Origin of the sequence: Clostridium sp. Marseille-P299, from assembly GCF_900078195.1 — a bacterium.
Taxonomy (GTDB): Bacteria; Bacillota; Clostridia; order Lachnospirales; family Lachnospiraceae; genus Lachnoclostridium.
In genome coordinates, this window is record NZ_FJVE01000006.1 from 624,592 (window position 1) to 648,842 (window position 24,251).

Sequence of the window (24,251 nt, forward strand, 5' to 3'; positions counted from 1 at the left end):
TGCCTTGTTTTATAATATCAAAATTTAAAAAAAGCCCCATAAATAGTTTTCTTAAAGATACTATTTACGGTACGGGGCCCTTTGTTTAATCATTTATTTACTTATATATTAATTTCTTTTAATTTTTATTTTCCTTGATTCTTTTGTTCCATCAGACCTTTAACAATCTTTTCAGATGTGATTGGTAACTCGTATACACGAACACCAGTTGCATTATATACAGCATTTGCAATGGCTGGTGGTGGCGTATTGATTACGATTTCACCGATGGATTTTGCACCAAATGGACCAGAGTTTTCATAGCTACTTTCAAATTCAACTCGAATCGTACCTACATCAAGTCTTGTTGGAATTTTATACTGTAAGAAGGAGTTGTTCCATAGCTTACCTTTTTCATTGTATTGAATGTTTTCATACATTGCCATACCAATACCTTGTGCAAGTCCACCTTCAGTTTGTACACGAGCAAGGTTTGGATTGATTGGAGTACCACAATCAACTACCGCAACATAATCTATAAGTTCTATATCACCAGTTTCTTTATCAATTTCAACTTCTGCCATTCCGACCATAAACGGTGGTGGAGAAACTTCTGATGTATAAGACTCTGTTGCAGAAAGTGCTTGCTTACTTCCACATTGTGCCTGATAAGATAAGTCTTTAATCGTAACACTCTTATTATCCTTTAGACTGAATACTTTTTCTCCATCAAAATCCATATCTTCTACATCACAAGAAAGATATTCGGCACCAACCTGTAACATTTTATTTTTTAAAGTTTCACATGCTTTCATTACGGCAGTACCAGTAACATAAGTCGTGCTAGAAGCATAAGAACCTGAATCGTATGGTGAAGTATCCGTATCTACACCATGAACGATGATATTATCTACATCACATTCTAAGCAATCTGCTGCCATCTGTGCAAGAATAGTATCACAACCAGTTCCCATGTCTGCTGCACCAATGCTTAAGGTATAAAAACCATCATCATTTACTTGAATGGACGCAGAGCCTACGTCAACACTTGAAATACCGGAACCTTGTGCCGCCATAGCAACACCTACGGAACGAACTTTTCCATTGCCAAGGTCTTTGTATGGGTATTTTTCATCCCATCCAATCATTTCTTTTGCTCTACTTAAACATTTATCTAAATTACAGCTTGTTGCAGTTTCCCCGTAATAAGCGTGCATAACTTCGCCTTCTTTAATCATGTTCATTTCACGAATCTTTACAGGGTCCATATTAATTTTAGCTGCCAGTTCGCTTACCGCAGATTCTAAAGCGAAGAAACCTTGAGTTGCGCCATATCCACGATATGCACCCGCAGACATTACGTTAGTATATACAACATCATAAGCGAAACGGAATGCGTCAAGTTTTCCATACATAGAGATTGTTTTATGTCCAGATAAACCTACTGTTGTAGGACCATGCTCACCAAATGCACCAGTATTGGAAAGTGTATACATATCGATAGCTTTTATAATACCATCCTTTGTAGCGCCAACACGTACGTGGATTTCCATTTCATGTCTTGGAGTAGAGGCGATTAATGTCTCTTCTCTTGTGTAAATCATCTTTGCAGGTTTCCCTGTTTTCCATGTAACAATTGCAGGATAAACTTCTGCTACTACTGTTTGTTTTGCTCCAAAACCTCCACCGATACGTGGCTTAATTACACGAATCTGAGATTTTTTTATATCAAGTGCAGTGGATAAAATACGTCTTACATGGAATGCAATCTGCGTAGATGCAACAACATTTAAACGTCCATAAGTATCCATGTAGGTAAACGCACGAAATGTTTCCATCATCGCTTGTTGATTCGCTAGGGTATGGTATGTTTTATCTACAACAACTTCACAGCCTTCGAATGCTTTATCAATATCCCCATGGTATTCTACATCATGTGCACATAAATTTCTTTTATTATCTGCACCAACTTCACAAAGTGCTTTCCAGTTTTCTTCTGGATGAACTAAAATCTTGTTATCTTTTGCTTTACGAAAATCAAGAAGTGGTTCTAACACTTCATATTTTACTTTGATTAATTTTAAAGCCTTATCAACGCACTCTTCGTCTTCACCAGCGACGATTGCTACTGCATCACCTACGAAACGTACTCTTTGATCAAGAATTAAACGGTCATATGGACTTGGTTCTGGATAAGTTTGTCCTGCCATTGTAAATCTTTTATTTGGTACGTCCTCATATGTTAAAACACATTCAATTCCTGGAACCTTCTTAGCAGTTTCTGTTTGAATGGATTCAATTAATGCATGTGCATGAGGGCTTCGTAATACTTTAACGATTAAACAATTGCTTGGTGCAATATCATCGGTATAAAGTGGTTTTCCTGTCACAAGTGCCATTGCATCTTTTTTCATGACGGATTGATTTACATACTTCATATTTGGTTTTTGATTACTCATCCTTGCTTCCCTCCGCTAAGTATGCTTTTACTGCACGTAATTGAGACATATATCCACTACATCTGCATAAATTACCAGCTAAGTATTCTTTTATTTCATCTTCGGTTGGATTTACTAGTTCTTTTTTCATTGCAAGAACATTCATAATAAATCCTGGGCTACAAAAACCACATTGTTCTGCCCCTTGGTTTGCCATAAAAGCACCAAACTCTCTCGCTTCGTCTTCTAAACCTTCAATTGTGACAACGTGTTTCCCTTCTGCTCTTACTGCTAGAGTTGAGCAGGAAAGTACTGGCTTGCCCTCTAATAATACGGTACATAAACCACAGTTTGATGTTTCACAGCCACGTTTTACACTATAGCATCCTTTGCTTCTAACAAATTCTAAAAGAGGTGTACTTGGTGAAACCTCTCCCTTAACTAATTTTCCATTTAACCACATTGTCACTAACATGTATAATTGCCTCCTAACAGTGCTAGAATTCCTCTCTTAACAAATACTGTGGCAAGATGTTTACGATATTCTTTGCTTCCACGCATATTTGAATCAAATTCTAAGTTCTTACATAACTCATTTGCAAGGTCACTGATTTTATCTTCTTCTGATGATGTATACGTACATTCAACTGTTTGTAATAATGCACGTTTTGGTCTCGCACCAACACTTACGTAAAATGTATTATCCTTCTTTGCAACCGCGCATGCAAGAATTGGAATATCCGTTGCACTCGCACGTTTTGATTGATATACTACATCTCTTCCATCTTTTTTAATTATAATCCGTACCAATACATCATTATCATAAGGCATAGTAACAAACTCATGTAATGGTAAAATACCTTTATTGTATAGTTCTACATAGGAATCAAGAGCTAAAAGACAAGTTAAAATATCAGAGAAGCCAAATCTAGCATAAATACTGCCACCAATGGTTGCACAATTACGGAATTGTACTCCAACAATATGCTTTACGCTTTCTTTTATTGCGCCTTTAAAATATTCGTTTAATCCACTATGTAGTTCTAGATCACGCAACGTTGTCATACATCCAATTTGAAACTCTTCCTCATTTTCCTCTATTGTGTTAAGCCCCAAGCCAGATAAATCAATTGCTGTGCCGATTTGTTTTTTACCCATTTTCAACCAACATGTACCGCCAAGAATAACACCGCTCCGTTTTTGGTTCAGTTGATATGCTTCTTCTAGGTCTTTTACCATTACATAATCTTTTATTTTAAACATAAATTAATCCGTACCTTTCTTCATTAAAGCATGATTCGCTTAAAAGCAATACAGCCGTCATAATACCATAAATCCCAACATTTTTCAACACCGTAGAAATTTATTTGTGATTTTATCGTATCAAAAGTTCCTTGTTATTCTAAAGAAAAAGCTCTTTATTATTTTATCTTATTAGTAACATTAGTAATAATAATGATTGGATTATAGAATTAATTATTAGAAAATCAAATAAAAAAAATCCACCTCAAACGCTAATATGCTAAGTATCAAAATATCAGAGATAGCACATCAGAATTTGAAAATGGATTTTGCTTTATATTTTATAAACAACCAACTTTAAGCTATTAGTTTCTAAATGAATTTTACTTCATTGGATTCCATTAGAAAAACAAATGGGTTAAAACAATTTCAATTTAAAAGTTTGTAGAATGAAACGTCATTTTTCTCATATAGCACTCATCACCACCATTATTTTCAATAGCATCCTCTAGTGTACGTATCTTATTGGCGGTACGTTGTGCTACAATTATATTACTAAAGCTTGGTGCATTTCGATCAACTGATATGACATAGACCGTATGATGGTAATCCCAACCATTTAAACTAAATTGCATTACATCGCCTACTTGAATATCTTTTGGATTGATACTCGTGTATAATTTCCCACTGTTTACACCAGTGGCTTTTGGTCCGTATGTTTTTTGGTATGTCATAAAAGACCAGAGATAGTCTACATTTTCCCATGCTCTGCTCCCACCGCCCTGGTTCGCATACCAAGCACTTGTATAAGCACCCTTTATCATCCGAAACCCGTCTCTTATATTTTTCTTTACTTCAGCCTCTGACATAGACGGACTCCAACCTCCATATGCTGCCCATATACATTGAGAAACGAAATTGGTACAATCTACTGTGGCTTTATAAAAATTAGGATTACCATTTAAGTAATATTTTTTAGCATATTCAATTCCGAGATTCGGTTGATATGGAGTTATCATTGTCGCATGAACCATGTTCTACTCCAAATAATTTGTTTATTTTATTCTATTCTATAATAGCATTTATGTGTCAAATAAAGATTTATTTCCGTCTCACGTTTCATCATTTACCTTCTCATAAAATTCCTCAATGATACCTCTTTCCCTTTCCTCATCCGCATTTTTCCTTCCCATACGATCACACCAGCCAAGAAGAGAGATATCCTTTATATTTACCTCTGACTTCATCTTTTGTATTTCTTTAAATGGCAAATCATTTACCACGAATAATATTTGCATATGCCAACGAACCAAAGCCACAACTCGCTCAATAAATTGCCGATCACTAATAAATACAACTAAAAATTCTCTTGCTAATTCCGCTCCAACTTTATCATGTTCATACGAAGTTATTTTACCTTTTCTATTTCTAGTGGTTTTTGGTTTTCCAATGTCATGTAATAAGGCAGCCCACATAAATGCATGTGGATCTGTACTTTCATCCTTGCATTTGGCTGCTTCATCTACAACCATAATGGTGTGAATCCATGCATCTCCTTCTGGATGATGCACCTTAGATTGCTCCGTTTCTTTTAAGCTAGCTAGCATTTTAAACGGATATTCATAGAACATCTCATCTTCTAATAAATTATTTAATAGCAATGACGGTTTTTCTGTCCCCATTAAAATATCGTCTATTGTTTGAAATAAATCTTTTTTTTGAATCATTTAATTTTCCGTACCTTCCATTCTTATTCGGCAAATCTGATCTTAACAACTCTAATGTGAGATCATGGAAATCTTATCATCAATTATTATTATATTATAACCATAGGTAACCGGTTTCAATTCTATTTTAAATTTTTTCCTATACTTTAGTATTTATTAACAATCCCTAAAATTACTGTTAAATAAAATCCATTTTATTTACAAAGCTAAATTCTTCCTATATTATATGTGTTATATGTTTAATTGAAGCGTATTAATGTCATACTCATTTTACATAAGTAGAATTTCAGATTCAATTAATTTAGACTAGTTAGAAAAGGAGTTAACTATGTTACAGCTAAAGAACATAAAAAAAACGTATCATGTTGGCGAAATTGATACGATTGCTTTAAATGATATTAGTGTATCATTTCGCAAAAAAGAATTTGTAGCAATCTTAGGTACCAGTGGTTCAGGTAAAACAACTTGTCTTAATATCATTGGTGGCCTTGATCGATACGATTCTGGTGATTTAATTATTAAGGGGAAATCAACGAAAGAATTTAAGGATAAGGATTGGGATGCATATCGTAATAATTCTGTAGGTTTTGTCTTTCAAAGTTATAACTTGATTATGCACCTTAGTATTGTTGCCAACGTTGAACTTGGTATGACCTTAAGTGGTGTTTCTGGAGAAGAGAAACATAGACGTGCAATTGAAGTACTTGAAAAGGTAGGTTTAAAAGACCACTTACACAAAAAACCGAATCAACTTTCTGGTGGACAGATGCAAAGAGTTGCAATTGCACGTGCTCTTGCTAACGATCCTGAAATATTACTTTGTGATGAGCCAACTGGTGCTCTTGATACTACTACTAGCGTGCAAATCATGGATTTAATTAAAGAACTTGCAAAAGAGCGTCTTGTCATTATGGTTACACATAATCCAGAGCTTGCGGAACAATATGCAGACCGTATTATTCGCTTCCAAGATGGTGTGATTCTCTCCGATACCAATCCATACAATGCAGATTCTAAAAAAGATAATTTTGAACTTAAGAAAACTAGTATGAGCTTTCTAACTGCGTTAAAGTTATCTTTTAACAATATTAGAACCAAAAAAGGACGAACGTTTTTAACGGCTTTTGCTTCGAGTATTGGTATTATTGGTATTGCAGTTATCTTAAGTTTATCCACTGGTTTCCAATCTCAAATTGATAAATTTCAAGAAGATGCGATGGCAGAATTCCCAATTTTCATTTCACAGGTTGCTTCGGAAGTAGATGCTGAAAGTATTTCAAGTATGCAATCAGAAATGCAAGATCGTTTATGGGGTACCTCTGAGTATGTTGATTCCAATGAAGTTTATTTATATGATCCTTCTGAAACAACAATGATTCACCAAAATAAGCTAACCGATGAGTTTATTGATTACTTAAATAATATTGACCCAAGTATCTGTACTAGTATTGGTTATACTCGTATTGTATCAATGAACTTAATTCGTAATACTGAAAATGGAGTAATACCAGTTACTCTTCCATCTATGGCGGATACTTCACAAAATAGCAGTAATATGACAAGTACTAGCGGTCTTGGCTTAAGTTCTTATCCAGAATCATTGGATGAAAACGAACCTTCTTATCTTGAGAAGAACTATGAATTATTAGCGGGTGAATATCCCAAAAGCCCAACTGACCTTGTATTAGTAATTGATACAAAAAATCGCCTCGATGTAAACCTTATGAAAAATCTTGGTTTTAATACAGACGATGTAGAATCCATTAAATTTGACGATATCGTTGGCACCGAATTTAAAATTGTTTCCAACAATGATTATTATACACAAACAGAATACGGAAACTTCATACCAAGTTCCGATTATGAAGCTATGTATGAATCCAAAGATGGCATTGATGTTAAAATCGCTGGTATCGTTCGTGTAAAAGAAGGCACTACAATGTCTATGCTTGCTACAGGAATCGCTTATAGTGATTCTTTAACTGAAATGGTTGTTGATATGTCAAAGGATTCTGAGATTGTAAAAGCTCAAAAAGAACAAGATGTTAACGTAATGACCATGAAAGAAATGGATGAAGAAACAAAGAATAATCTTCTTTTATACCTAGGTAGCGAGTCCACTCCATATATGCTTATGCTTTATCCACAAAGCTTTGAAAGCAAAGAACAAGTTATCGACTATATTGAAGCTTATAATGCAACTATGGATAATAAAGAAGATATTATTATTTATAATGACCTTGCAGGAACCATTTCTGGTATGACAGAAGGCATTATGGATGGTGTTACTATAGTATTAATAGCTTTTGCGGCAATTTCCTTAGTTGTTAGTATGATTATGATTTGCATCATAACTTATACTTCTGTACTTGAGCGTACAAAAGAAATTGGTATTTTAAAAGCACTTGGTGCTAGAAAGAAAGATATTACCCGTGTATTTGATGCAGAAACCTTTATCCTTGGTATCTTTTCTGGTTTCCTTGGAATTTTACTTGCATGGCTTGCGACATTCCCAATTAATAACGTTATTTACAATCTTACTGAATTAGAAGGGGTATCAAATCTACAACCATTACACGGATTAATTTTGATTGTGATTAGCACGATATTAACTGTGCTTGGTGGACATATACCAGCCAAGATTGCTTCTAAGAAGGATGCAGTTGAAGCTCTTCGTTCAGAGTAATTGTAAACGAGCCACTGGCTTAAAGTGTTTTGCTTAGAAAGCTTGATTAGCGTGAATTGCTTAGAATAATTTATAATTTATAAACAATTAGGCTCTGTGTAATTATTATTGAACTATAGTACCTTTAAAATAACTACATTTACAAATGATAAGCTCCTCTTTATGGTGAACTGTTTAATAAAACTGAATCCATAAAGAGGAGCTTATTATTTATTCTATATTTGAATCTTTTAAAAGTCACCATTAGAATTTAGATTTTAAAATGAGTATTTGCATATAAATACTTGCTCAATCGATACATTTCCCAAACCCATCACCGAAATAATTCAGAGTAAATCTAAATAGTTTTCTACTTTCCTAATATTGCAACACAGTTCCACCGATGGTAGATTCCTTCTTGTTAAACACAATAACATTTCCAAAACCATAACAGTCATCTACTAGCACTAAATCCGTTGGTGAATTAACTTCTTGGTGACAAACGACAATAATATAAGTAGTATCTCGAATGTCTATTTTAACTGCCTCTGCCATAAATGATGGGTATTCTATATTTTTAAGAGCTGAACGAACCGGTAGTTTTTCAATAGTAATCGGTTCTAAGGCTTCTTTTTCCCCTCCATGAATCACAGTAATAAGAGAAGTAAAGCCCTTTCCTTTTATCGTATTCTTTACACAAGTATTTGTCTCTGCTAAATTATAGTGCCTTGATATTCTTGATAATCTTTTTTCTGATTTTACGCCATCTGAAAGAAAATATAAATCACTTCTAATATTTTCTCCTAAATATGTTACATGATTTCCCTGTAGGCTGACTTCTCCATTCTCATTAAAATGAAAATATTGCTGATAGGTATGTTCTCCCCCTGTGTAAAATTCATCAAAGATTATATAGATCTCTGGTTTAATATGAACTATTTTACGATTTACAAATACACCATTATCTAAGTCCATATATCCAAGGTGTCCACCCGAAACATATTCGTATTGCATACCTGTTTCAAAGCGTTGCTTCACTGGTTGTGATAACTTAATGCACTCCCATGAATCTTTACATATGGTAAATAATTTTTCATCCACGGTGCATGTATTATGTGCCATTGGATCTTTAAATTCAAATCGTTCTTCTCCAGATACATAAGTATACCTTCCTGCATCCATTAAAACATCTTCTCCACCAATGACTAAATCAATGTGAAGCTTATCTGAATGTCCGTGTCCTGCTCCTAAAGTACCACAATGAAAGTGCAATAAATTAGAATCTTCACCCCAATTTGAACGCATATAGTAATTCCCGCTATCTTCTAATGCTACGGACGTAAAATGTGGCTCTTGTTTCTCTATTTTAATATAATCCCTTAGACCATTCATTCCAATATCCCAAATGGATTCAAAATCTAAGATATCATAACCAACATATTTAAGTACCGGATCTTTAAACACATACGCGGCTTTACTAATTATATCTCGAATATCCGTATCGTCACTATCTCCCATCATAAGCTGATGATGATTTGGCTTTTTCCAGGCAACATTGGCAATTGCCATTTTATAAACTTTATTTTGTATCGTCTTAGGAATATTAATATTATTTCTACTTGCTAAAATCATTACATCTAGATAACAATGAAGCACCTCATTGTGATACATTGGAGACTGCTCCCATTGCACCCCATCATTCATAATACCAACATTAGCAAGTATTTCTAGACGTTTTAATGCAATTTTGGCATATTCCTTAGTCTGTTCATTTTCGGGTAGTGTCATTGCTATGTCAAATAATCCATGATTTTCTAAAACGCCCCAATTACTAATATAGCGATAAGGATTATACACCTCTACAATATATTCTGCATGTTCAATCAATGAATGATAAATTAAATCTAATACATCTTCTGTTAAAAATTCACTGTCTTTAAAATATTGTAGCGCTTTACTCCAATATTCCCCCCGCAAACCTACTTCAAGAATTCTCCACATGCTACGTTGCGTTTCCGGTGTTCTTTTACAATTTGTAATCCATGAGGTAATTAACTTAACAAAAGCTTTTGAATACTTCTCATCTTCCGTAATTTGATATGCTTGACCAAGACAGATAAAAAATCGATGTCGATTAAATTGCCATATAAATTCAGGGTCGTCCGCCGGCATGTAATCCCATATAATTTCCTCCTTAAATATAACCGGCTCATATGTCCTTTCCATGTCCCATTTTAAATCAAACAGAAAGTATTGGTTACAGACTTCATCTGCAACACGTAATATATGTGAAACATCTTCTGGCCAATTTAAAATACAGTATTTTGCAATTGCTTTTGGATCATCAAAAAAGAGCTGATCTTTTGTTTTTGTAAAAAACATTTCCTTCTTCATTGTATCCTCCATGCTAGTATTCGGTATACAGTAGTTCTTTTCATAACATCTATTATTTTAGAATACTTCTTTTTACCAATACATGTCCCAGTCTTTATTTAGTCTAGTTAATGCCTCCATGTAAAAGTAATCCCCCCAAGAATTACATTCATCTACACCACAAGGAGTACATGTATTATATGGCGATTTCTTGCTATATGTACTATGAAATACTAGGCCATTGGACGTCTTTTCATCCTTAACAGCATAATTATCATACAATGATTTCATCATTCTCTTTGCAAGATCCGTATAATATTTTGCATCGCCCTCTTCTAAATATTTGCTCATTTCTAAAAGTCCACAAACTGCAATAGAAGCAGAGGAGGAATCTCTTGGCTCACTAGAACCATCCGTAAATTCTAAATCCCAAAATGGTACCATATCTTTTGGTAAATGTGATAAATAGTAATTGGTAACACCTTTAAATAGCTTTATATAATCCTCATTTTTCGTATACTTATATGCAATTGCTAACCCATAGATTCCCCATGCCTGACCTCTTGCCCATGCGGATCCATCGCGATATCCTTGACAGGTCGCACCATGCGTTGGCTTCCCAGTATTTATATCAAAGAAAAAGGTATGCCAGGTAGAAAAGTCTTCACGTATTACATTCGATACCGCTGTATGAATATGTTTTTTCGCAGCCATGCTATATTTATTATCCTTAGTCTCTACAGAGGCCCAAAAAAGAAGTGGAACATTTAATAAGCAATCTATGATAAGTCGATAATTCTCTGCTGTATCCAAAGGCCCCCAAGCTTGAATAAACTCACCCACCGCACGATATCTTGATAAAAGTTGGTCTGCTGCCTTAATTGCTGCTTCTTTACCTATTGCACTTTTAGTTAGCTTATAGCCAGCGACACAAGAAGGAGTATATAAAAATCCCATATCATGATGATCTACATCAATTTTTTCATTGATTCGTTTTAAAAAACTTTCCATCTGAATTTGCCCTGCGTAAAGTAACTCTTCTCTCTGACAATATTCATAAGCAAGCCATATCTCTCCCGTCCAAAAACCTGTTGTCCATGTATTATTTGGGATCGCCTCATAAAATCCATTTACACTGTATTTATTCTGAAATTTCTCTGTAAACTCAGGTAAATTTGATAATATTTGATTGCAACAAAAGGAAAGTGCTTCTTTAATTTCTTCACTTGTTATACCACTTTTTATACAAAAATCCTTCATAATCGTACCTCACTTGTCAATCAATCCGTTTTCCATATCATTTTTTGTTTTTCATTTCATTTTTCTCTTCTTATCTCATTCATTACTTCCCATATCATTTCTTACTTAAACATTATTTCTTATTTATACATTTTTCTTACTGACCTATCATACTTACCCATTACTCCTACTTCTCATATCATCTCTTACGTTACATAATGTCTATATAAAATTAATGATTATATTCTAGCATGTGCTATCTTTATAAGAAATGTAGTATCCTTTCAAATGCATAGTCATTATTATACCTATATTGACATAATTCTTAATATGCGATACGTTTAATAAAACAAATATTGTATATATTATCCATAAAATTCTCATGCAACAAATGTCACTAAGGAGGTACCAATGTTTACTGATTTAGCAAAAAACTATACAGAGTCATTCTGTGCTTTTCACCCTTATCCAAATATAACGAATCGTGAGGAATATGAGTCCTTGCCAACGCATATGAAGGATGATTTGATTCAACTTGGTGAGAGTTATCTTCATTATCAATATCCAAGTATGACGGCAACATCATTTATGGAGTTTTGTAGAACTGGCAATCGGGTTAACCATGAAGCACTCTATATGGAGAAACGCCGTGTTTTAAACGCTTTAGTACTTGCAGAATGTGTTGAAAATAAAGGACGATTTTTAGATGATATTATGAATGGAATTTTCACGATATGCGAAGAAAGCGCATGGCAGCTACCAGCGCATAATAGTTATATAAGAAATACTCCGAATCTACCTTTACCAGATCATGATAATCCTGTTCTTGATTTATTTGCATGTGAAACTGGTGCGCAACTTGCAATGGTATATTATTTATTAAAGGATTCCCTTGATAAAATTAGCCCTATAATTTGCAATCGCATTGAATCCGAATTACATAAAAGAATTTTCACCCCTTACTTAACAAAACATTTTTGGTGGATGGGTCAAGGAGATGAAATCATGTGCAATTGGACAATTTGGTGTACGCAAAATGTCCTAATCGCCGCTTTTTCTACTATGTTGTTACCACAAGAAAGCTTACGAGAATTATTTATAAAAGCTTCCCAAAGTGTTGATTTTTTTCTGAAAGATTATGGAATGGATGGTTGTTGCGATGAAGGAGCACAATATTTTCGCCATGCTGGATTATGTTTATTTAATACATTAGAAGTTTTAAATAAAGTAACGAAAGATCATTTTAAGCAATGTTATCAAGATACAAAAATACGAAATATCGCTCATTATATTTTAAATGTACATATTTATGATAAGTACTATGTTAATTTTGCAGATTGCTCTCCTGTTGCAGGAAGGGCAGGGGTTCGTGAATTTCTCTTTGGAAAGCGACTTAATAGTACTGACTTAATGCTATTTGCAGCTGAAGATCACCGTAAAAATAATGATATTTTATTAAAAGAAGAGTTAAATTTATTTTACCGCCTACAGGCTACATTTACCCAAGAAGAGATAGAGAATTTTAACTGTGATAGAAGTTTACAACATCCAGATGTTTATTATAAGAGTGTCGGTCTTTTCATTGCACGGGATAGCTCTTTCTCTCTTGCGGTAAAAGCTGGGCATAACGCAGATAGTCATAACCATAATGATACTGGAAGTTTTATTGTCTATAAAAATGGAAAACCTATGATTATTGATGTAGGTGTAGAAAGTTATACGAAAAAAACCTTCTCCCAAAAGCGTTATGAAATATGGACAATGCAATCAGCTTATCATAATCTGCCAACCTTTGGTGAGGTGATGCAAAAGGATGGTAAAGATTATAAAGCCACAAATGTTGAAACATTCTTAGGTCCAGAAAAATGTAACATTTCCATGAATATTGAAGACTGTTATCCAAAAGAAGCTAATATTTCAACATACCGACGTAATTTTATATTAGAAAAAGAGGATAAAATAACAATTGAAGATACTTATGGTATAATTCCAAAAGGTAGCTATCTTAGCCTAATGACGTACGAGGAACCTGTAATTCGTGAAAATACTATTATCGTTGGTACTCTTGGTAGCATAGCTGTTACTGGAAGTACACATTTTACAATTGAAAGAATTCCGATTACTGACCAGCGCCTTAAAACCGCTTGGGAGCATGATATTTATCGTATCAAGGTTTATTTAGAAGCTGCTTCAATAAAATTAGAACTACAAGCAAATACATAAAAAGTGGTGGAAGCAAAATTCGTTGCTATTTTGCTTCCACCATTAATTTTATGTTTTTATTTTATATTTCATTTTAGACTTTTAATTTTATTGATTAAATCATATATTCAATACTATCTACAGATTGTTTTTTCACAGCATTATACATTAGCACGCATTCTCTCTCTAAAACAGTACTAAGGGCATAATCCCCTTTTCCTTCACTATTTAAAACATCATAGGTAATTCTACGATTCATACGTTTTGGGGCATCTTGAATCATCTTAATATCTTTTGTGGCAAACGGATTTTTTCGATAATATGGATCAAATAAATATACATATTTATCATCCATTCCTGTTAATAACACGTAATGCCAGCAACCTAGCATTACCTTTGCAATCACAACTCCACCTAATTGCAAGCATTCTGCTAATTTAGAGTTTTGGCTCATTCGTACGCTTTCTCCACTTAGAAATTCACACGAAATCGGCCAGTTTTTCACTTCACCATAGTGAGTTAACCAGTTTGCTAAAAATCTCATAGCCATGCCTGTGGTGCCGCTTTTGCCTGGTTCTCCTTTACTGTTATACCCATCCAAGCAATAAAGCATAACAAATTTTATAACATCTGGTGGAATTTCCTCTCTTACAAATAAAAAATTAATCGCATTTAGCATTGTGGTCGGCCCACAATCATACTCCGTTAGCTGATAACTCAAAGGATTTTTCATACAAAGCCCCCATCTGCACGTTTATTTTAGATCTTCGTTTGTCATAAGTTCAAATACGATATTGCTGCACTTCATCAATTCCGATACTAATGTATATTCTTCCGTGGAGTGAACCTTATTCATGCCGCAAGCAATTACGATACCGTTAATTCCATGCCTTACGAAATTATTATTATCACTTCCACCAAATGTCTTCACATATTTTGTACGTATTCCAAGTCTATTACATGCAGCCTCATAATTTTTTACAACAGGATGCATCATGTCTATGTTATAAGCAATACAACCAAACGAAGATGTAAATTGGCAGCTAGCTTTATGCTGCCCCGTAACAGTTTGAAATATTTCATTAATACGATCTACTTCTCTTAATGCTTTGTTATGGTCAAAGCTCCTTACTTCACCTATTATTGTGCAAGTCTCAGGAACAATATTGGTTGCTAAACCACCTTCAATTTTTCCTATGTTTACAGTTGTTTTTGAATCAACCTTACCTTGTTGAACCTTAACTATAGCCTCCGCTGCAATGGCAATTGCATGGATACCATTCTCTGGCGCAAATCCTGCATGGGCGGATTTTCCTTGCACCTCGGCAGTAAATGAAATTAATGTAGGTGCAGTAATCGCAGCCTCGCCAACGGCACCACTAAGATCTAATACATATGCCCTCTTTGAGCGTATCATTGTGTAATCAAATACCTCGCTACCTCGAATATATACTTCTTCAGCAATTGTAAATAAAACTTCTATGCTTCGGTGAGGAAGTCCTGTTTCTTTGATTGTACGAACCGCTTCTAAAATAGCAACAATACCTGAAATATCATCCGCCCCTAATACTGTATTTCCAGCACTAGTGATTCGTCCATTTGGATGCACCATTGCCTTTTTGTTTTTTGATGGTTCTACTGTATCCATATGCGCAGAAAATAATAAAGGTTCCCCTTTTAAATCCCCTTTTAAAAAACCATATATATTTCCGCAACTTCCTTTATAATGTAATCCCACGTTGTCTTCATAAACTGTAAATCCTAGCTCGATTAAATAATCTTTTAATTGATCTGCCATTTTTCTTTCATCAAAAGATGGTGAATCAATCTCAACTAACTTACAAAATTCCTTTACTAAACGTTCTTCATTCATAATAAAATTGGAGATTCCCTTTCATGGTCCTCTCCTTCCCCCTGTCGTACGCTACTTACGTTAGCTTCTTAGTATATATATGTTTTTCCTCTAATAAAATATACGCATATCACTACATGCTTACATGCCATTTTAGCGCTTATGTCAGTGGGTGCTTTAAGCCCCACTGATGATAGTATTTCTGACACCCCAAAAGAATTGACTTAATCGATTAATTTATTCCAGTTAAATCTTTTACTACCTCTCCGGCAATAATTAATCCTGCAACCGAAGGTACAAATGCTACACTACCTGGAATTGCTCTTCTTTGTGTACACTTTCTTTCAGCTCCTGGAGGGCAGATACAATTAGTTTTACAGCTAAGGGACATATCTGAAAGTGGTTGTCTTGCTATCTCTTTGGAATATACAACTTTTAAACGTTTTACTCCTCTTGCTTTTAATTCTTTACGCATAACTTTTGCAAGTGGACAAACGGAAGTTTTATAAATATCAGCTACCTCAAATTTCGTTGGATCGAGCTTATTACCAGCCCCCATACAACTAATAATTGGTGTATTACTCTCCTGAGCTCTTAACACTAGTTCAATCTTTGCTGTAACTGTATCAACTGCATCCACTACATAAGAATATTGTGTAAAATCAAATTCATGGGCATTTTCAGGTAAATAAAAGCATCGATGAGTATTTACTACTGCCTTTGGATTAATTTCTAAGATTCTTTCTTTCATAACATCAACCTTATATTGGCCTACTGTCTTTCTTGTAGCAATGATTTGACGATTGATATTCGTAAGGCAAACTTTATCATCATCAAATATATCAAAAGTACCAACGCCACTTCTTGCAAGTGCTTCTACTGTAAAGCCGCCAACACCTCCGATTCCAAACACTGCTACTCGAGCATTTGCCAAAGCTTGCATTCCTTCGGAGCCTAATAATAATTCAGATCTTGAAAATTGATTTAACATATTACACCTAACCTTTGTTCTCTAATATATTCCTACTTGTTTTCTGATTCTTTTGACTATAAAATATTATTCTATCTACATTCTAACGTGAATCTGTTTACGTTTTCATTTAAGTTAATTCATACTTATTTAATATGAATTTCAGTATAGTAATTTTTTTTTCTAAAGTCAACTATTATCTTTACTTATTTACCCTACTTATCTTTTCTATCATTCTTCCAAGGAAGATACAAAAGAATGCATATTAATTAAGATTTCTATTTGCATAAATGATCCTTTTTTTAACCCATATTATCTTGAGTTTTATTTCTATACATTTTTAAAATATGTATATATTTACGTAGAATGGCTTTTATACAACGACATTTCTACAATTAAAATTAATAAAATTTCTTTTTATATTTATAATTATGAATCATTGACATTAAGTACCAAACTATTTATAATGAATTAACTATACTAAAACTGTATGAATTATATGATATTTTTATCTGAAAGTAAACCTATTAGGAGGGATAGCTTATGAAAATTGAGACACAATGCATTCATAATAAAGAAAGAAGAACTGATATCACAGGTTCCCTAACCATGCCGATTTATCAATCCGCAACATTTGCACACCCTGGCGTTGGTATGAGTACTGGATATGACTATTCCAGATTGCAAAACCCAACAAGAGAGTATTTAGAAAAGATTCTAGCAAATCTAGAGCATGCAGTAGATGCAATTGCTTTGTCTTCTGGTATGGCTGCTATATCTGTCACTATGGAACTATTTCATCCTGGGGATCATATTATCATATCAAATGATTTATATGGTGGTTCTTATCGCCTATTTGAACATATTTCAGAAAAAAACGGTATAGAATTTACAACGGTTAATACCTCTAATATAGATGATATCAAAAATGCAATAAAAGTAAATACAAAATCTGTATTTTTAGAAACTGTATCTAATCCGATGATGCAAGTTACTGATTTAATTGAAGTTTCTAAGTTAACAAAGGAAAAAAATCTCTTATTAATCGTAGATAATACATTTTTAAGCCCTTATTTTCAAAATCCAATTGACCTTGGAGCAGACATTGTAATACATAGTGGTACTAAATATCTTTGTGGTCATAACGATATTGTTGCAGGAATTATCGCTGTTGCTACAAATGAACTATCTGATAAAATACGTTTTATTTATAAAACAACAGGGGCTTGTCTTTCTGCAATGGATAGTTGGCTTCTTACTAGAAGTATCAAGACTCTAGGTATTCGTATCGAACGTCAAGAAAAGAATGCAAAAGAATTAGCTGCTTGGTTAAAAAAACAACCTTGGGTAACAAAAATTTGGTATGTCGGCTTACCAGATCATGTGGGATATGATATTATTAAAAAGCAAGCAAGAGGATTTGGTGCTATGATTTCAATTGAAACTGATAGCAAAGAGACTGCTCTTCGTATTTTATCTAATGTAAATCTTATTTATTATGCAGAAAGTTTAGGTAGCGTAGAGAGTCTTATCACATATCCAATGCTTCAAACTCATGCCGACTTACCGGAAGAAGAACGCAATGCAAAAGGTATTACTGACCGCTTCCTTCGTATTTCTGTTGGCATTGAAAATGTAGAAGATTTAATTGAAGACTTAGATCAAGCAGCAAACGGAGGTACTTATGAAAAAATATGATTCAACGCACTTTGATGAAATCATTGACCGTAAAAATACGAACAGTTTAAAGTACGATTTCGCAATTGAGCGCGGACGCCCTGAAGATATTCTCCCATTGTGGGTAGCGGATATGGATTTTAAAGTTGCTGATGAAATCACAGATGCTATATCAAAAGTTGTTTCTCATGGAATCTATGGTTACACTGATTCCAAAGATGATTATTTTGATGCACTTAAAAATTGGTATCTAACAAATTATTCTTGGGAAATCAAGAAAGAGTGGCTCGTTAAAACACCTGGTGTTGTGTATGCAATTGCAACAGCGATTAGAGCTTTTACAAATCCAGGCGATGCCATAATAATTCAACAACCTGTTTACTATCCTTTCTTTAAAATGATTCAACTCAATGACCGCGTGGTAGTGAATAGTCCACTCGTAAATCATGATGGTTTTTACGAAATGAATTTCGAAGAGTTTGAGCAAAAAATTATTGATAATAAAGTGAAAGTATTTATTTTATGTAGTCCGCATAACCCTGTGGGCAGAGTTTGGACTACGGAGGAGTTAACTAAAATCGGAGAAATTTGTTTAAAACACAATGTACTTGTTATCTCCGATGAAATACATTCCGATTTTATATATGAAGGATATAAACATACCGTTTTTTCAAGTTTAAGTGAAGAGTTTAAAAACAACTCAATTATTTGTACCGCACCAAGTAAAACATTTAATTTAGCGGGATTACAGATTTCAAATGTATTTATTGCAAATGAGGATTTAAGAAAACGCTTTATTCGTGAGAAAGCAAAAACTGGTTATGATGAAATCAATACTATCGGATTAACCGCTGCAAAAGCTGCTTATTCGGAAGGTAAGGCTTGGTTAGATGGAATGAGAAGCTATTTAAAGGATAACCTTGATTATGTACGTGAGTTTTTAAATGAAAGACTTCCAATGCTTAAATTAGTAGAACCACAAGGAACTTATCTGATCTGGATTGATTTTAGAGGACTTGGTCTAACGGAACCAGAACGTGAAGATTTGATTGTTAATAAAGCAAAACTTTGGTTGGATACTGGCTCTATGTTTGGCGTTGATGGAAAAGGCTATGAGCGCATTAATATTGCTTGTCCTAGAAGTATTTTAAAGAAAGCTTTGGAACAATTGGAAGGTGCGATTAAGGGTTTATAGAATATGTTATTAACACTATGAAAATTTGTATCACTATAAATATTCGTATTTATAGTGATATTTTTTTATTTATTGAGCACTTTAAATTTTTCTTAGTTTGTTTTTGGTATTTGCTTCTAATTTGGGTTTGTAGTTTAATTTGCAGTTTGAGTTTCTAGTTCGGGATTATGATTTTCATTTGTGGTTGAGCTTGCGGTTTTGATTTGTAATTTTGGGTTGCCATCTTGATTTGTGGTTTGGGTTTGTGGTTTTCATTCTTATTCATGGTTTGAGGTATTATTCTATGTCCATCTAAAAAATAAAATTTATCTATGTTTCAATATTTTGTATATATACTAAAATATTGCAAATCCTATATTAATCTTAATCATTTATAGGAGAATAATTATGCCGGGATTTACAGCTCATTATATTTTTGGTGTTCAAATGTTTCATCAATTATCGGACACTTCCATAAAACATATGTTAAAACAAAATCTAGGACCTTACCGCTTTGGTTTGCAAGGTCCCGATTTGTTTTTCTATAATCCATTTCATATTTTATTTTCTGAAGACCGAAACATTGGGAAGTTAATGCACGAAACAAAAGTGAGCCAATTTTTCAGAAATTATTTAACCTTAGCAGAAAAACTCCGTAACCCTGCAGATCGAGTTACTGCTCTTTCTTACTTTTATGGTTTTGTCTGCCACTATACCCTTGACACAATCGTGCATCCGTATGTTTATGATCGCTCCCACTACGTACCAAATGATCCAAAACGTGTGAAGGAGTCCTTTAGCATGCACACGTATATCGAAGGATTAATGGATACGATATTATTAGAAGAGCATTTAGGTAAAAAACCGTCAAAATTCCGCCAAACAAGAACTCTTACTTTGTCAAAACGTGAATACCACTTACTTTCTGCTCTTATGGTGAAAGCTGTGAATAGAACATATTTTAATGGTAAGAAAGAAGAGCATATTTATCAAACCCATCGATTTTCTTTACTATTTTCTATTCTCTCAATTAAGATAGGAACTTGGTTTTTACATGATAAGGTAGGACTGAAGAAAAGATTAACACATTTGTTTGAAAAGCATTTAATGAAAGAAGTAGTTGTTTCTCATCTGATTGGACTAGATTATTATGATGATAGTATTGATGCGAACAATCAATTAAAGATTAAGTGGAAAAATCCTTGGGACACTACTAAGACGTCAACCCAGTCTGTACCTGAACTTATGGAGGAGGCAGGGGTAAAATTTGTTGACTATGAGGCTGTTTTGAATGATTATGCGAGATCGATGTTAGCGAAAGATAAAAAAGCCCGCAGAGAAAAGAAAGAAGTGTTACTTAAAACTTTGGGTAATCTTTCTTATCATAGCGGACTTTCTTGTGAGTGAGGTTTTTGGGTTAATTTTATTTAGCTTGCTTTAATTATATCCATTTGGATTTTTACTTTGCCAGTTCCAAGCATCGATGCACATTTGCTCTAAGTCATAAGTTGCTTGCCAACCAAGCTCTTTAAAAGCCTTTGTAGAGTCAGAATAACATTCTGCGATATCCCCCGCGCGAGGTCCTACAATTTTATATGGAATCTCTTTTCCACAAGCTTTTGAAAAAGCATTGATAACATCAAGAACGGAATATCCTTTTCCAGTACCAAGATTATATATATGAACTCCATGAGTATTTGCTTTCTTTTCTAATGCACGGATATGGCCTTTTGCCAAATCCACAACATGAATATAATCACGCACCCCCGTTCCATCTTTTGTTGGATAGTTATTTCCAAATACACGAACAAAATCTGTTTTACCAATAGCCACCTGGGAAATGTACGGTAGTAAGTTATTTGGTATTCCATGTGGATTTTCACCAATCTCACCACTTTCATGAGCTCCTATCGGATTAAAGTAGCGTAAAATAACTATCGAAAAACGATTATCTGAAACAAATGTATCTTGTAATATTTGTTCAATAAAAAGTTTTGATGAGCCGTATGGGTTAGTCGTAGATAAGGCAAATTCTTCATTTATTGGTACACTCTTAGGTTTTCCATAAACGGTCGCTGAAGATGAAAAAATCAGATTGAAAACACTGTACTTTTTCATTAATTTCAGTAAGTTTATTGTAGAGATTATGTTATTTTCGTAGTATTCTAATGGGAATTGAACAGATTCTCCTACTGCTTTTAATCCTGCAAAATGGATGACAGCATCAAACTCTTGTTCCTTAAAAACTTTTTCGAGCTTATTATAGTCTCTCATATCAATGTTATAAAATATGATTGACTTATTCATAAGTTTTTCAACTCTTTGTAATGATTCATTACTTGAATTACTTAAATTATCAACAACGATCACTTCATGCCCTAGTGTTAATAATTCTAAACATGTATGGCTACCAATATATCCAGCACCACCAGTAACTAAGATATTCATATGACCTCCAAGCTGCGCAATATAATTTCATTAAATTTTATTTAAAATGTTTCACTGCTTTATTCTGCTGAAACTTTCGGACAATGATGAATTAGTCTTTGAAAGAAATTATATTTTAAAGTGAAACAATTAAATAGATTATATGATGTTATAAAAATATATTTATAAAATATAATTTTGTTATTATCTATCTTTGGGGCCACCTTCTTGAACTCCTTCACTTTTTAATACACTTTTTATAGTTCCCAAAAAACATTTTGCATCAAAAAGCAAACTCATTTTTTCTACATACTCCCCATCTAACTTTGCCTTTACTGGAATTTCAAGCTCGTCTCTACCATTTATCTGCGCCCAACCAGTAAGACCAGGAACGATGTCATTTGCACCATACTTATCTCTTTCACTAATTAAATCTTCTTGATTCCACAAAGCTGGTCTTGGTCCAATAAAGCTCATTTCACCTCTTAGAATATTAATAATTTGAGGTAACTCATCTAAACTTGTTTTTCTAAGAAACTTTCCTACTCTGGTTATATAGTTCTCCGGATTCTTTAGCAAATGTGTAGGACAATCCTTTGGAGTATCAATTCTCATTGTACGGAATTTATATATATAGAAATAGCTTTTATTTATACCGATCCTCTTTTGTTTAAATAGTATAGGTCCTTTTGAATCTAACTTTATTGCTATCATTAAAATTAAATATAAAGGAGAAACTAATATTAAACCTGCAATAGATGCAATAATGTCTATTATTCTCTTTATAATACGATAATTCATCATAAACCCTTCAATTCTATTGTAAAATTAAGTCCTTTTATTAATAATATTCTTGTACATTCTACAAAAATAAGCTCACTAATAATCCAATTTATAAATTATTATCCATTACCACTGCTTTTCTTTTCATTATATAATTCCATATCATTACTAAAATAGTTGCTACTATCTTTGCTATCATATAGAATACTTCTAACTTACTTACAAGTAGCCACATCAACATTTGATTTAATATTAATCCCACAATGCTAGAAACTACAAAAATAAGTATTCCTTTTAATGTCCTTTTTTTTACTTTATCAAATACCCACAATACACAGATAACGTAATTAACTATTACTGATAATGTAAAACTGATACCAGATGATATTAAATAGTGAATGCCAAATAATTCTGTTAATAATATCATCACACCATAATCAACAACAAAGCTGATACCACCGTTAATTATAAAGCGTATAATCTCTGTAATTCTATTAATATCAACTTTGGATTTAATATTCTTCATTCTTTTCTTCCTTAGACATAATATCATTTATTAAGCTTTTATATTGTATATTAATCTCATGCAATCTCCCTTCAAAATCTTGACGATTCTTTTCTGAAATTGTTGATAAGATTAATCCTGCAAAAAATGCTTGTATTGCAGCCAATTCAATAAAACCAGTTACTATTAAAGTTGGGAAATTAGGTACTAGTCCCGTTTTTAAGTAAATACTTACGATTGGAATAAATAGCAATAAAGCAATTACTGTAAGGACAGCTGCTAATGATGTGAAAAAACCAAGTGGTTTATAGTTTTTATACAAGCGTCCTATTGTTTTTAAGACTTTAAAACCGTCTGAATATGTATTTAGTTTTGATTCACTTCCATCTGGTCTATCCCTATATTCAATTATAACATTTTCAACCGACATATTTTTGTCTACAGCATGAATACTCATCTCTGTTTCAATCTCAAATCCCTTTGATAATACAGGAAATGTTTTAACGAATTGATAACTAAACGCTCTATACCCTGTCATAATATCTTTAATATCGCACTTAAATAAATGATTTATACTTTTACGTACAATACTATTACCAAAATTATGAAAAGGTCTTTTATTCTCTGTAAAATATGTTGATGATAAACGATCTCCTACAACCATATCTACGTTTCTTTCTAATACCTTTTGTACCATTTCCCTAGCAAATTCAGCAGGATATGTATCATCTCCATCCACCATTATATAGCATTCTGCGTCTATATCACGGAACATTCTTCGGATTACATTCCCTTTTCCCTGCTGATATTCATATCGTACAACTGCACCAGCTCTTTTAGCTATTTCTACTGTTTTATCTTTAGAATTATTATCATAAACATAGATTGTCGCTTCTGGTAAGGCTTCTTTATAATCTCTAACAACTTTCTCAATTGTTTTTTCTTCATTGTAACAAGGCACTAAAACTGCTATTTTATCCATTGTCTTGTACTCCTTT

General features: G+C 33.4%; 19 protein-coding genes. 5 read left to right on the forward strand and 14 right to left on the reverse strand.

Going from position 1 to position 24,251, the window contains the following annotated elements; genetic code table 11:
* Positions 1-125 precede the first annotated feature (125 nt).
* The 5 genes from BN4220_RS06855 to BN4220_RS06875 form a co-directional block, all read right to left on the reverse strand.
* Positions 126-2,417 (reverse strand): xanthine dehydrogenase family protein molybdopterin-binding subunit, encoded by a 2,292-nt coding sequence (locus BN4220_RS06855; RefSeq protein ID WP_066715445.1) that lies wholly within the window; start codon positions 2,415-2,417, stop codon positions 126-128.
* 13 nt (positions 2,418-2,430) lie between these two features.
* On the reverse strand, positions 2,431-2,892 hold the full coding sequence (locus BN4220_RS06860) for a (2Fe-2S)-binding protein (protein ID WP_066715030.1): 462 nt from the start codon (positions 2,890-2,892) through the stop codon (positions 2,431-2,433).
* Positions 2,886-3,680, reverse strand: coding sequence for an FAD binding domain-containing protein (locus tag BN4220_RS06865; RefSeq protein WP_066715032.1), 795 nt, complete (start codon positions 3,678-3,680; stop codon positions 2,886-2,888). The genes BN4220_RS06860 and BN4220_RS06865 overlap by 7 nt, the downstream gene beginning before the upstream one ends.
* A 413-nt stretch (positions 3,681-4,093) precedes the next feature.
* Positions 4,094-4,693, reverse strand: a complete 600-nt coding sequence (locus BN4220_RS06870) for an amidase domain-containing protein (RefSeq protein ID WP_066715034.1) — start codon at positions 4,691-4,693, stop codon at positions 4,094-4,096.
* A 78-nt stretch (positions 4,694-4,771) separates the two neighbouring features.
* Entirely contained in the window at positions 4,772-5,386 is a 615-nt protein-coding gene (locus BN4220_RS06875; protein WP_066715036.1) for an HDIG domain-containing metalloprotein, read from the reverse strand.
* Positions 5,387-5,714: 328 nt separating this feature from the next.
* Here BN4220_RS06875 and BN4220_RS06880 point away from each other — a divergent pair, with 328 nt between their 5' ends.
* Entirely contained in the window at positions 5,715-8,072 is a 2,358-nt protein-coding gene (locus BN4220_RS06880) for an ABC transporter ATP-binding protein/permease (protein ID WP_066715038.1), read from the forward strand.
* A 357-nt stretch (positions 8,073-8,429) separates the two neighbouring features.
* Here BN4220_RS06880 and BN4220_RS06885 read toward each other — a convergent pair whose 3' ends face one another.
* Both BN4220_RS06885 and BN4220_RS06890 read right to left on the reverse strand, forming a co-directional pair.
* Complete coding sequence (locus BN4220_RS06885) at positions 8,430-10,445, reverse strand: alginate lyase family protein (protein ID WP_066715040.1); 2,016 nt, start codon at positions 10,443-10,445, stop codon at positions 8,430-8,432.
* Between the two features lie 72 nt (positions 10,446-10,517).
* A complete protein-coding gene (locus BN4220_RS06890; protein ID WP_066715042.1) occupies positions 10,518-11,684 on the reverse strand; it encodes a glycoside hydrolase family 88 protein in 1,167 nt (388 codons plus the stop codon).
* Positions 11,685-12,074: 390 nt separating this feature from the next.
* Here BN4220_RS06890 and BN4220_RS06895 point away from each other — a divergent pair, with 390 nt between their 5' ends.
* Positions 12,075-13,886 carry a heparinase II/III domain-containing protein gene (locus BN4220_RS06895; RefSeq protein WP_066715044.1) on the forward strand — a complete coding sequence of 604 codons (1,812 nt, stop codon included), beginning with the start codon at positions 12,075-12,077 and terminating at the stop codon, positions 13,884-13,886.
* 94 nt (positions 13,887-13,980) lie between these two features.
* Here BN4220_RS06895 and BN4220_RS06900 read toward each other — a convergent pair whose 3' ends face one another.
* The 3 genes from BN4220_RS06900 to BN4220_RS06910 form a co-directional block, all read right to left on the reverse strand.
* Positions 13,981-14,598: a peptidase C39 gene (locus BN4220_RS06900; RefSeq protein ID WP_066715046.1), complete on the reverse strand. Its 618-nt coding sequence runs from the start codon at positions 14,596-14,598 to the stop codon at positions 13,981-13,983.
* Between the two features lie 21 nt (positions 14,599-14,619).
* Positions 14,620-15,738 (reverse strand): M20/M25/M40 family metallo-hydrolase, encoded by a 1,119-nt coding sequence (locus BN4220_RS06905; RefSeq protein WP_066715048.1) that lies wholly within the window; start codon positions 15,736-15,738, stop codon positions 14,620-14,622.
* A 211-nt stretch (positions 15,739-15,949) separates the two neighbouring features.
* The gene (locus BN4220_RS06910) at positions 15,950-16,708 is read right to left on the reverse strand and encodes a tRNA threonylcarbamoyladenosine dehydratase (protein WP_066715050.1); all 759 of its coding nucleotides are present in this window, start codon (positions 16,706-16,708) and stop codon (positions 15,950-15,952) included.
* Between the two features lie 522 nt (positions 16,709-17,230).
* Between BN4220_RS06910 and BN4220_RS06915 the strand changes: the two genes are divergently transcribed.
* The 3 genes from BN4220_RS06915 to BN4220_RS06925 all read left to right on the forward strand — a co-directional run bounded on the left by BN4220_RS06915 (position 17,231) and on the right by BN4220_RS06925 (position 20,945).
* A complete protein-coding gene (locus BN4220_RS06915) occupies positions 17,231-18,385 on the forward strand; it encodes a trans-sulfuration enzyme family protein (RefSeq protein WP_066715051.1) in 1,155 nt (384 codons plus the stop codon).
* Positions 18,372-19,559: a MalY/PatB family protein gene (locus BN4220_RS06920; protein WP_066715053.1), complete on the forward strand. Its 1,188-nt coding sequence runs from the start codon at positions 18,372-18,374 to the stop codon at positions 19,557-19,559. The genes BN4220_RS06915 and BN4220_RS06920 overlap by 14 nt, the downstream gene beginning before the upstream one ends.
* Before the next feature lie 387 nt (positions 19,560-19,946).
* The gene (locus BN4220_RS06925) at positions 19,947-20,945 is read left to right on the forward strand and encodes a zinc dependent phospholipase C family protein (RefSeq protein WP_066715055.1); all 999 of its coding nucleotides are present in this window, start codon (positions 19,947-19,949) and stop codon (positions 20,943-20,945) included.
* A gap of 30 nt (positions 20,946-20,975) precedes the next feature.
* Here BN4220_RS06925 and galE read toward each other — a convergent pair whose 3' ends face one another.
* The 4 genes from galE to BN4220_RS06945 all read right to left on the reverse strand — a co-directional run bounded on the left by galE (position 20,976) and on the right by BN4220_RS06945 (position 24,235).
* A complete protein-coding gene (galE, locus tag BN4220_RS06930; protein ID WP_066715057.1) occupies positions 20,976-21,986 on the reverse strand; it encodes a UDP-glucose 4-epimerase GalE in 1,011 nt (336 codons plus the stop codon).
* A 183-nt stretch (positions 21,987-22,169) separates the two neighbouring features.
* Positions 22,170-22,766 carry a sugar transferase gene (locus BN4220_RS06935; RefSeq protein ID WP_066715059.1) on the reverse strand — a complete coding sequence of 199 codons (597 nt, stop codon included), beginning with the start codon at positions 22,764-22,766 and terminating at the stop codon, positions 22,170-22,172.
* Between the two features lie 91 nt (positions 22,767-22,857).
* The gene (locus tag BN4220_RS06940) at positions 22,858-23,274 is read right to left on the reverse strand and encodes a GtrA family protein (RefSeq protein WP_066715061.1); all 417 of its coding nucleotides are present in this window, start codon (positions 23,272-23,274) and stop codon (positions 22,858-22,860) included.
* Complete coding sequence (locus tag BN4220_RS06945; protein ID WP_066715063.1) at positions 23,261-24,235, reverse strand: glycosyltransferase family 2 protein; 975 nt, start codon at positions 24,233-24,235, stop codon at positions 23,261-23,263. The genes BN4220_RS06940 and BN4220_RS06945 overlap by 14 nt, the downstream gene beginning before the upstream one ends.
* Positions 24,236-24,251: the final 16 nt, after the last annotated feature.

Coding starts and splice junctions, on each gene's coding strand:
- BN4220_RS06855 (WP_066715445.1), bottom strand. CDS start 2,417: ATGAAGTATGTAAATCAATCCGTCATGAAAAAAGATGCAATGGCACTT.
- BN4220_RS06860 (WP_066715030.1), bottom strand. CDS start 2,892: ATGTTAGTGACAATGTGGTTAAATGGAAAATTAGTTAAGGGAGAGGTT.
- BN4220_RS06865 (WP_066715032.1), bottom strand. CDS start 3,680: ATGTTTAAAATAAAAGATTATGTAATGGTAAAAGACCTAGAAGAAGCA.
- BN4220_RS06870 (WP_066715034.1), bottom strand. CDS start 4,693: ATGGTTCATGCGACAATGATAACTCCATATCAACCGAATCTCGGAATT.
- BN4220_RS06875 (WP_066715036.1), bottom strand. CDS start 5,386: ATGATTCAAAAAAAAGATTTATTTCAAACAATAGACGATATTTTAATG.
- BN4220_RS06880 (WP_066715038.1), top strand. CDS start 5,715: ATGTTACAGCTAAAGAACATAAAAAAAACGTATCATGTTGGCGAAATT.
- BN4220_RS06885 (WP_066715040.1), bottom strand. CDS start 10,445: ATGAAGAAGGAAATGTTTTTTACAAAAACAAAAGATCAGCTCTTTTTT.
- BN4220_RS06890 (WP_066715042.1), bottom strand. CDS start 11,684: ATGAAGGATTTTTGTATAAAAAGTGGTATAACAAGTGAAGAAATTAAA.
- BN4220_RS06895 (WP_066715044.1), top strand. CDS start 12,075: ATGTTTACTGATTTAGCAAAAAACTATACAGAGTCATTCTGTGCTTTT.
- BN4220_RS06900 (WP_066715046.1), bottom strand. CDS start 14,598: ATGAAAAATCCTTTGAGTTATCAGCTAACGGAGTATGATTGTGGGCCG.
- BN4220_RS06905 (WP_066715048.1), bottom strand. CDS start 15,738: ATGAATGAAGAACGTTTAGTAAAGGAATTTTGTAAGTTAGTTGAGATT.
- BN4220_RS06910 (WP_066715050.1), bottom strand. CDS start 16,708: ATGTTAAATCAATTTTCAAGATCTGAATTATTATTAGGCTCCGAAGGA.
- BN4220_RS06915 (WP_066715051.1), top strand. CDS start 17,231: ATGAAAATTGAGACACAATGCATTCATAATAAAGAAAGAAGAACTGAT.
- BN4220_RS06920 (WP_066715053.1), top strand. CDS start 18,372: ATGAAAAAATATGATTCAACGCACTTTGATGAAATCATTGACCGTAAA.
- BN4220_RS06925 (WP_066715055.1), top strand. CDS start 19,947: ATGCCGGGATTTACAGCTCATTATATTTTTGGTGTTCAAATGTTTCAT.
- galE (WP_066715057.1), bottom strand. CDS start 21,986: ATGAATATCTTAGTTACTGGTGGTGCTGGATATATTGGTAGCCATACA.
- BN4220_RS06935 (WP_066715059.1), bottom strand. CDS start 22,766: ATGAATTATCGTATTATAAAGAGAATAATAGACATTATTGCATCTATT.
- BN4220_RS06940 (WP_066715061.1), bottom strand. CDS start 23,274: ATGAAGAATATTAAATCCAAAGTTGATATTAATAGAATTACAGAGATT.
- BN4220_RS06945 (WP_066715063.1), bottom strand. CDS start 24,235: ATGGATAAAATAGCAGTTTTAGTGCCTTGTTACAATGAAGAAAAAACA.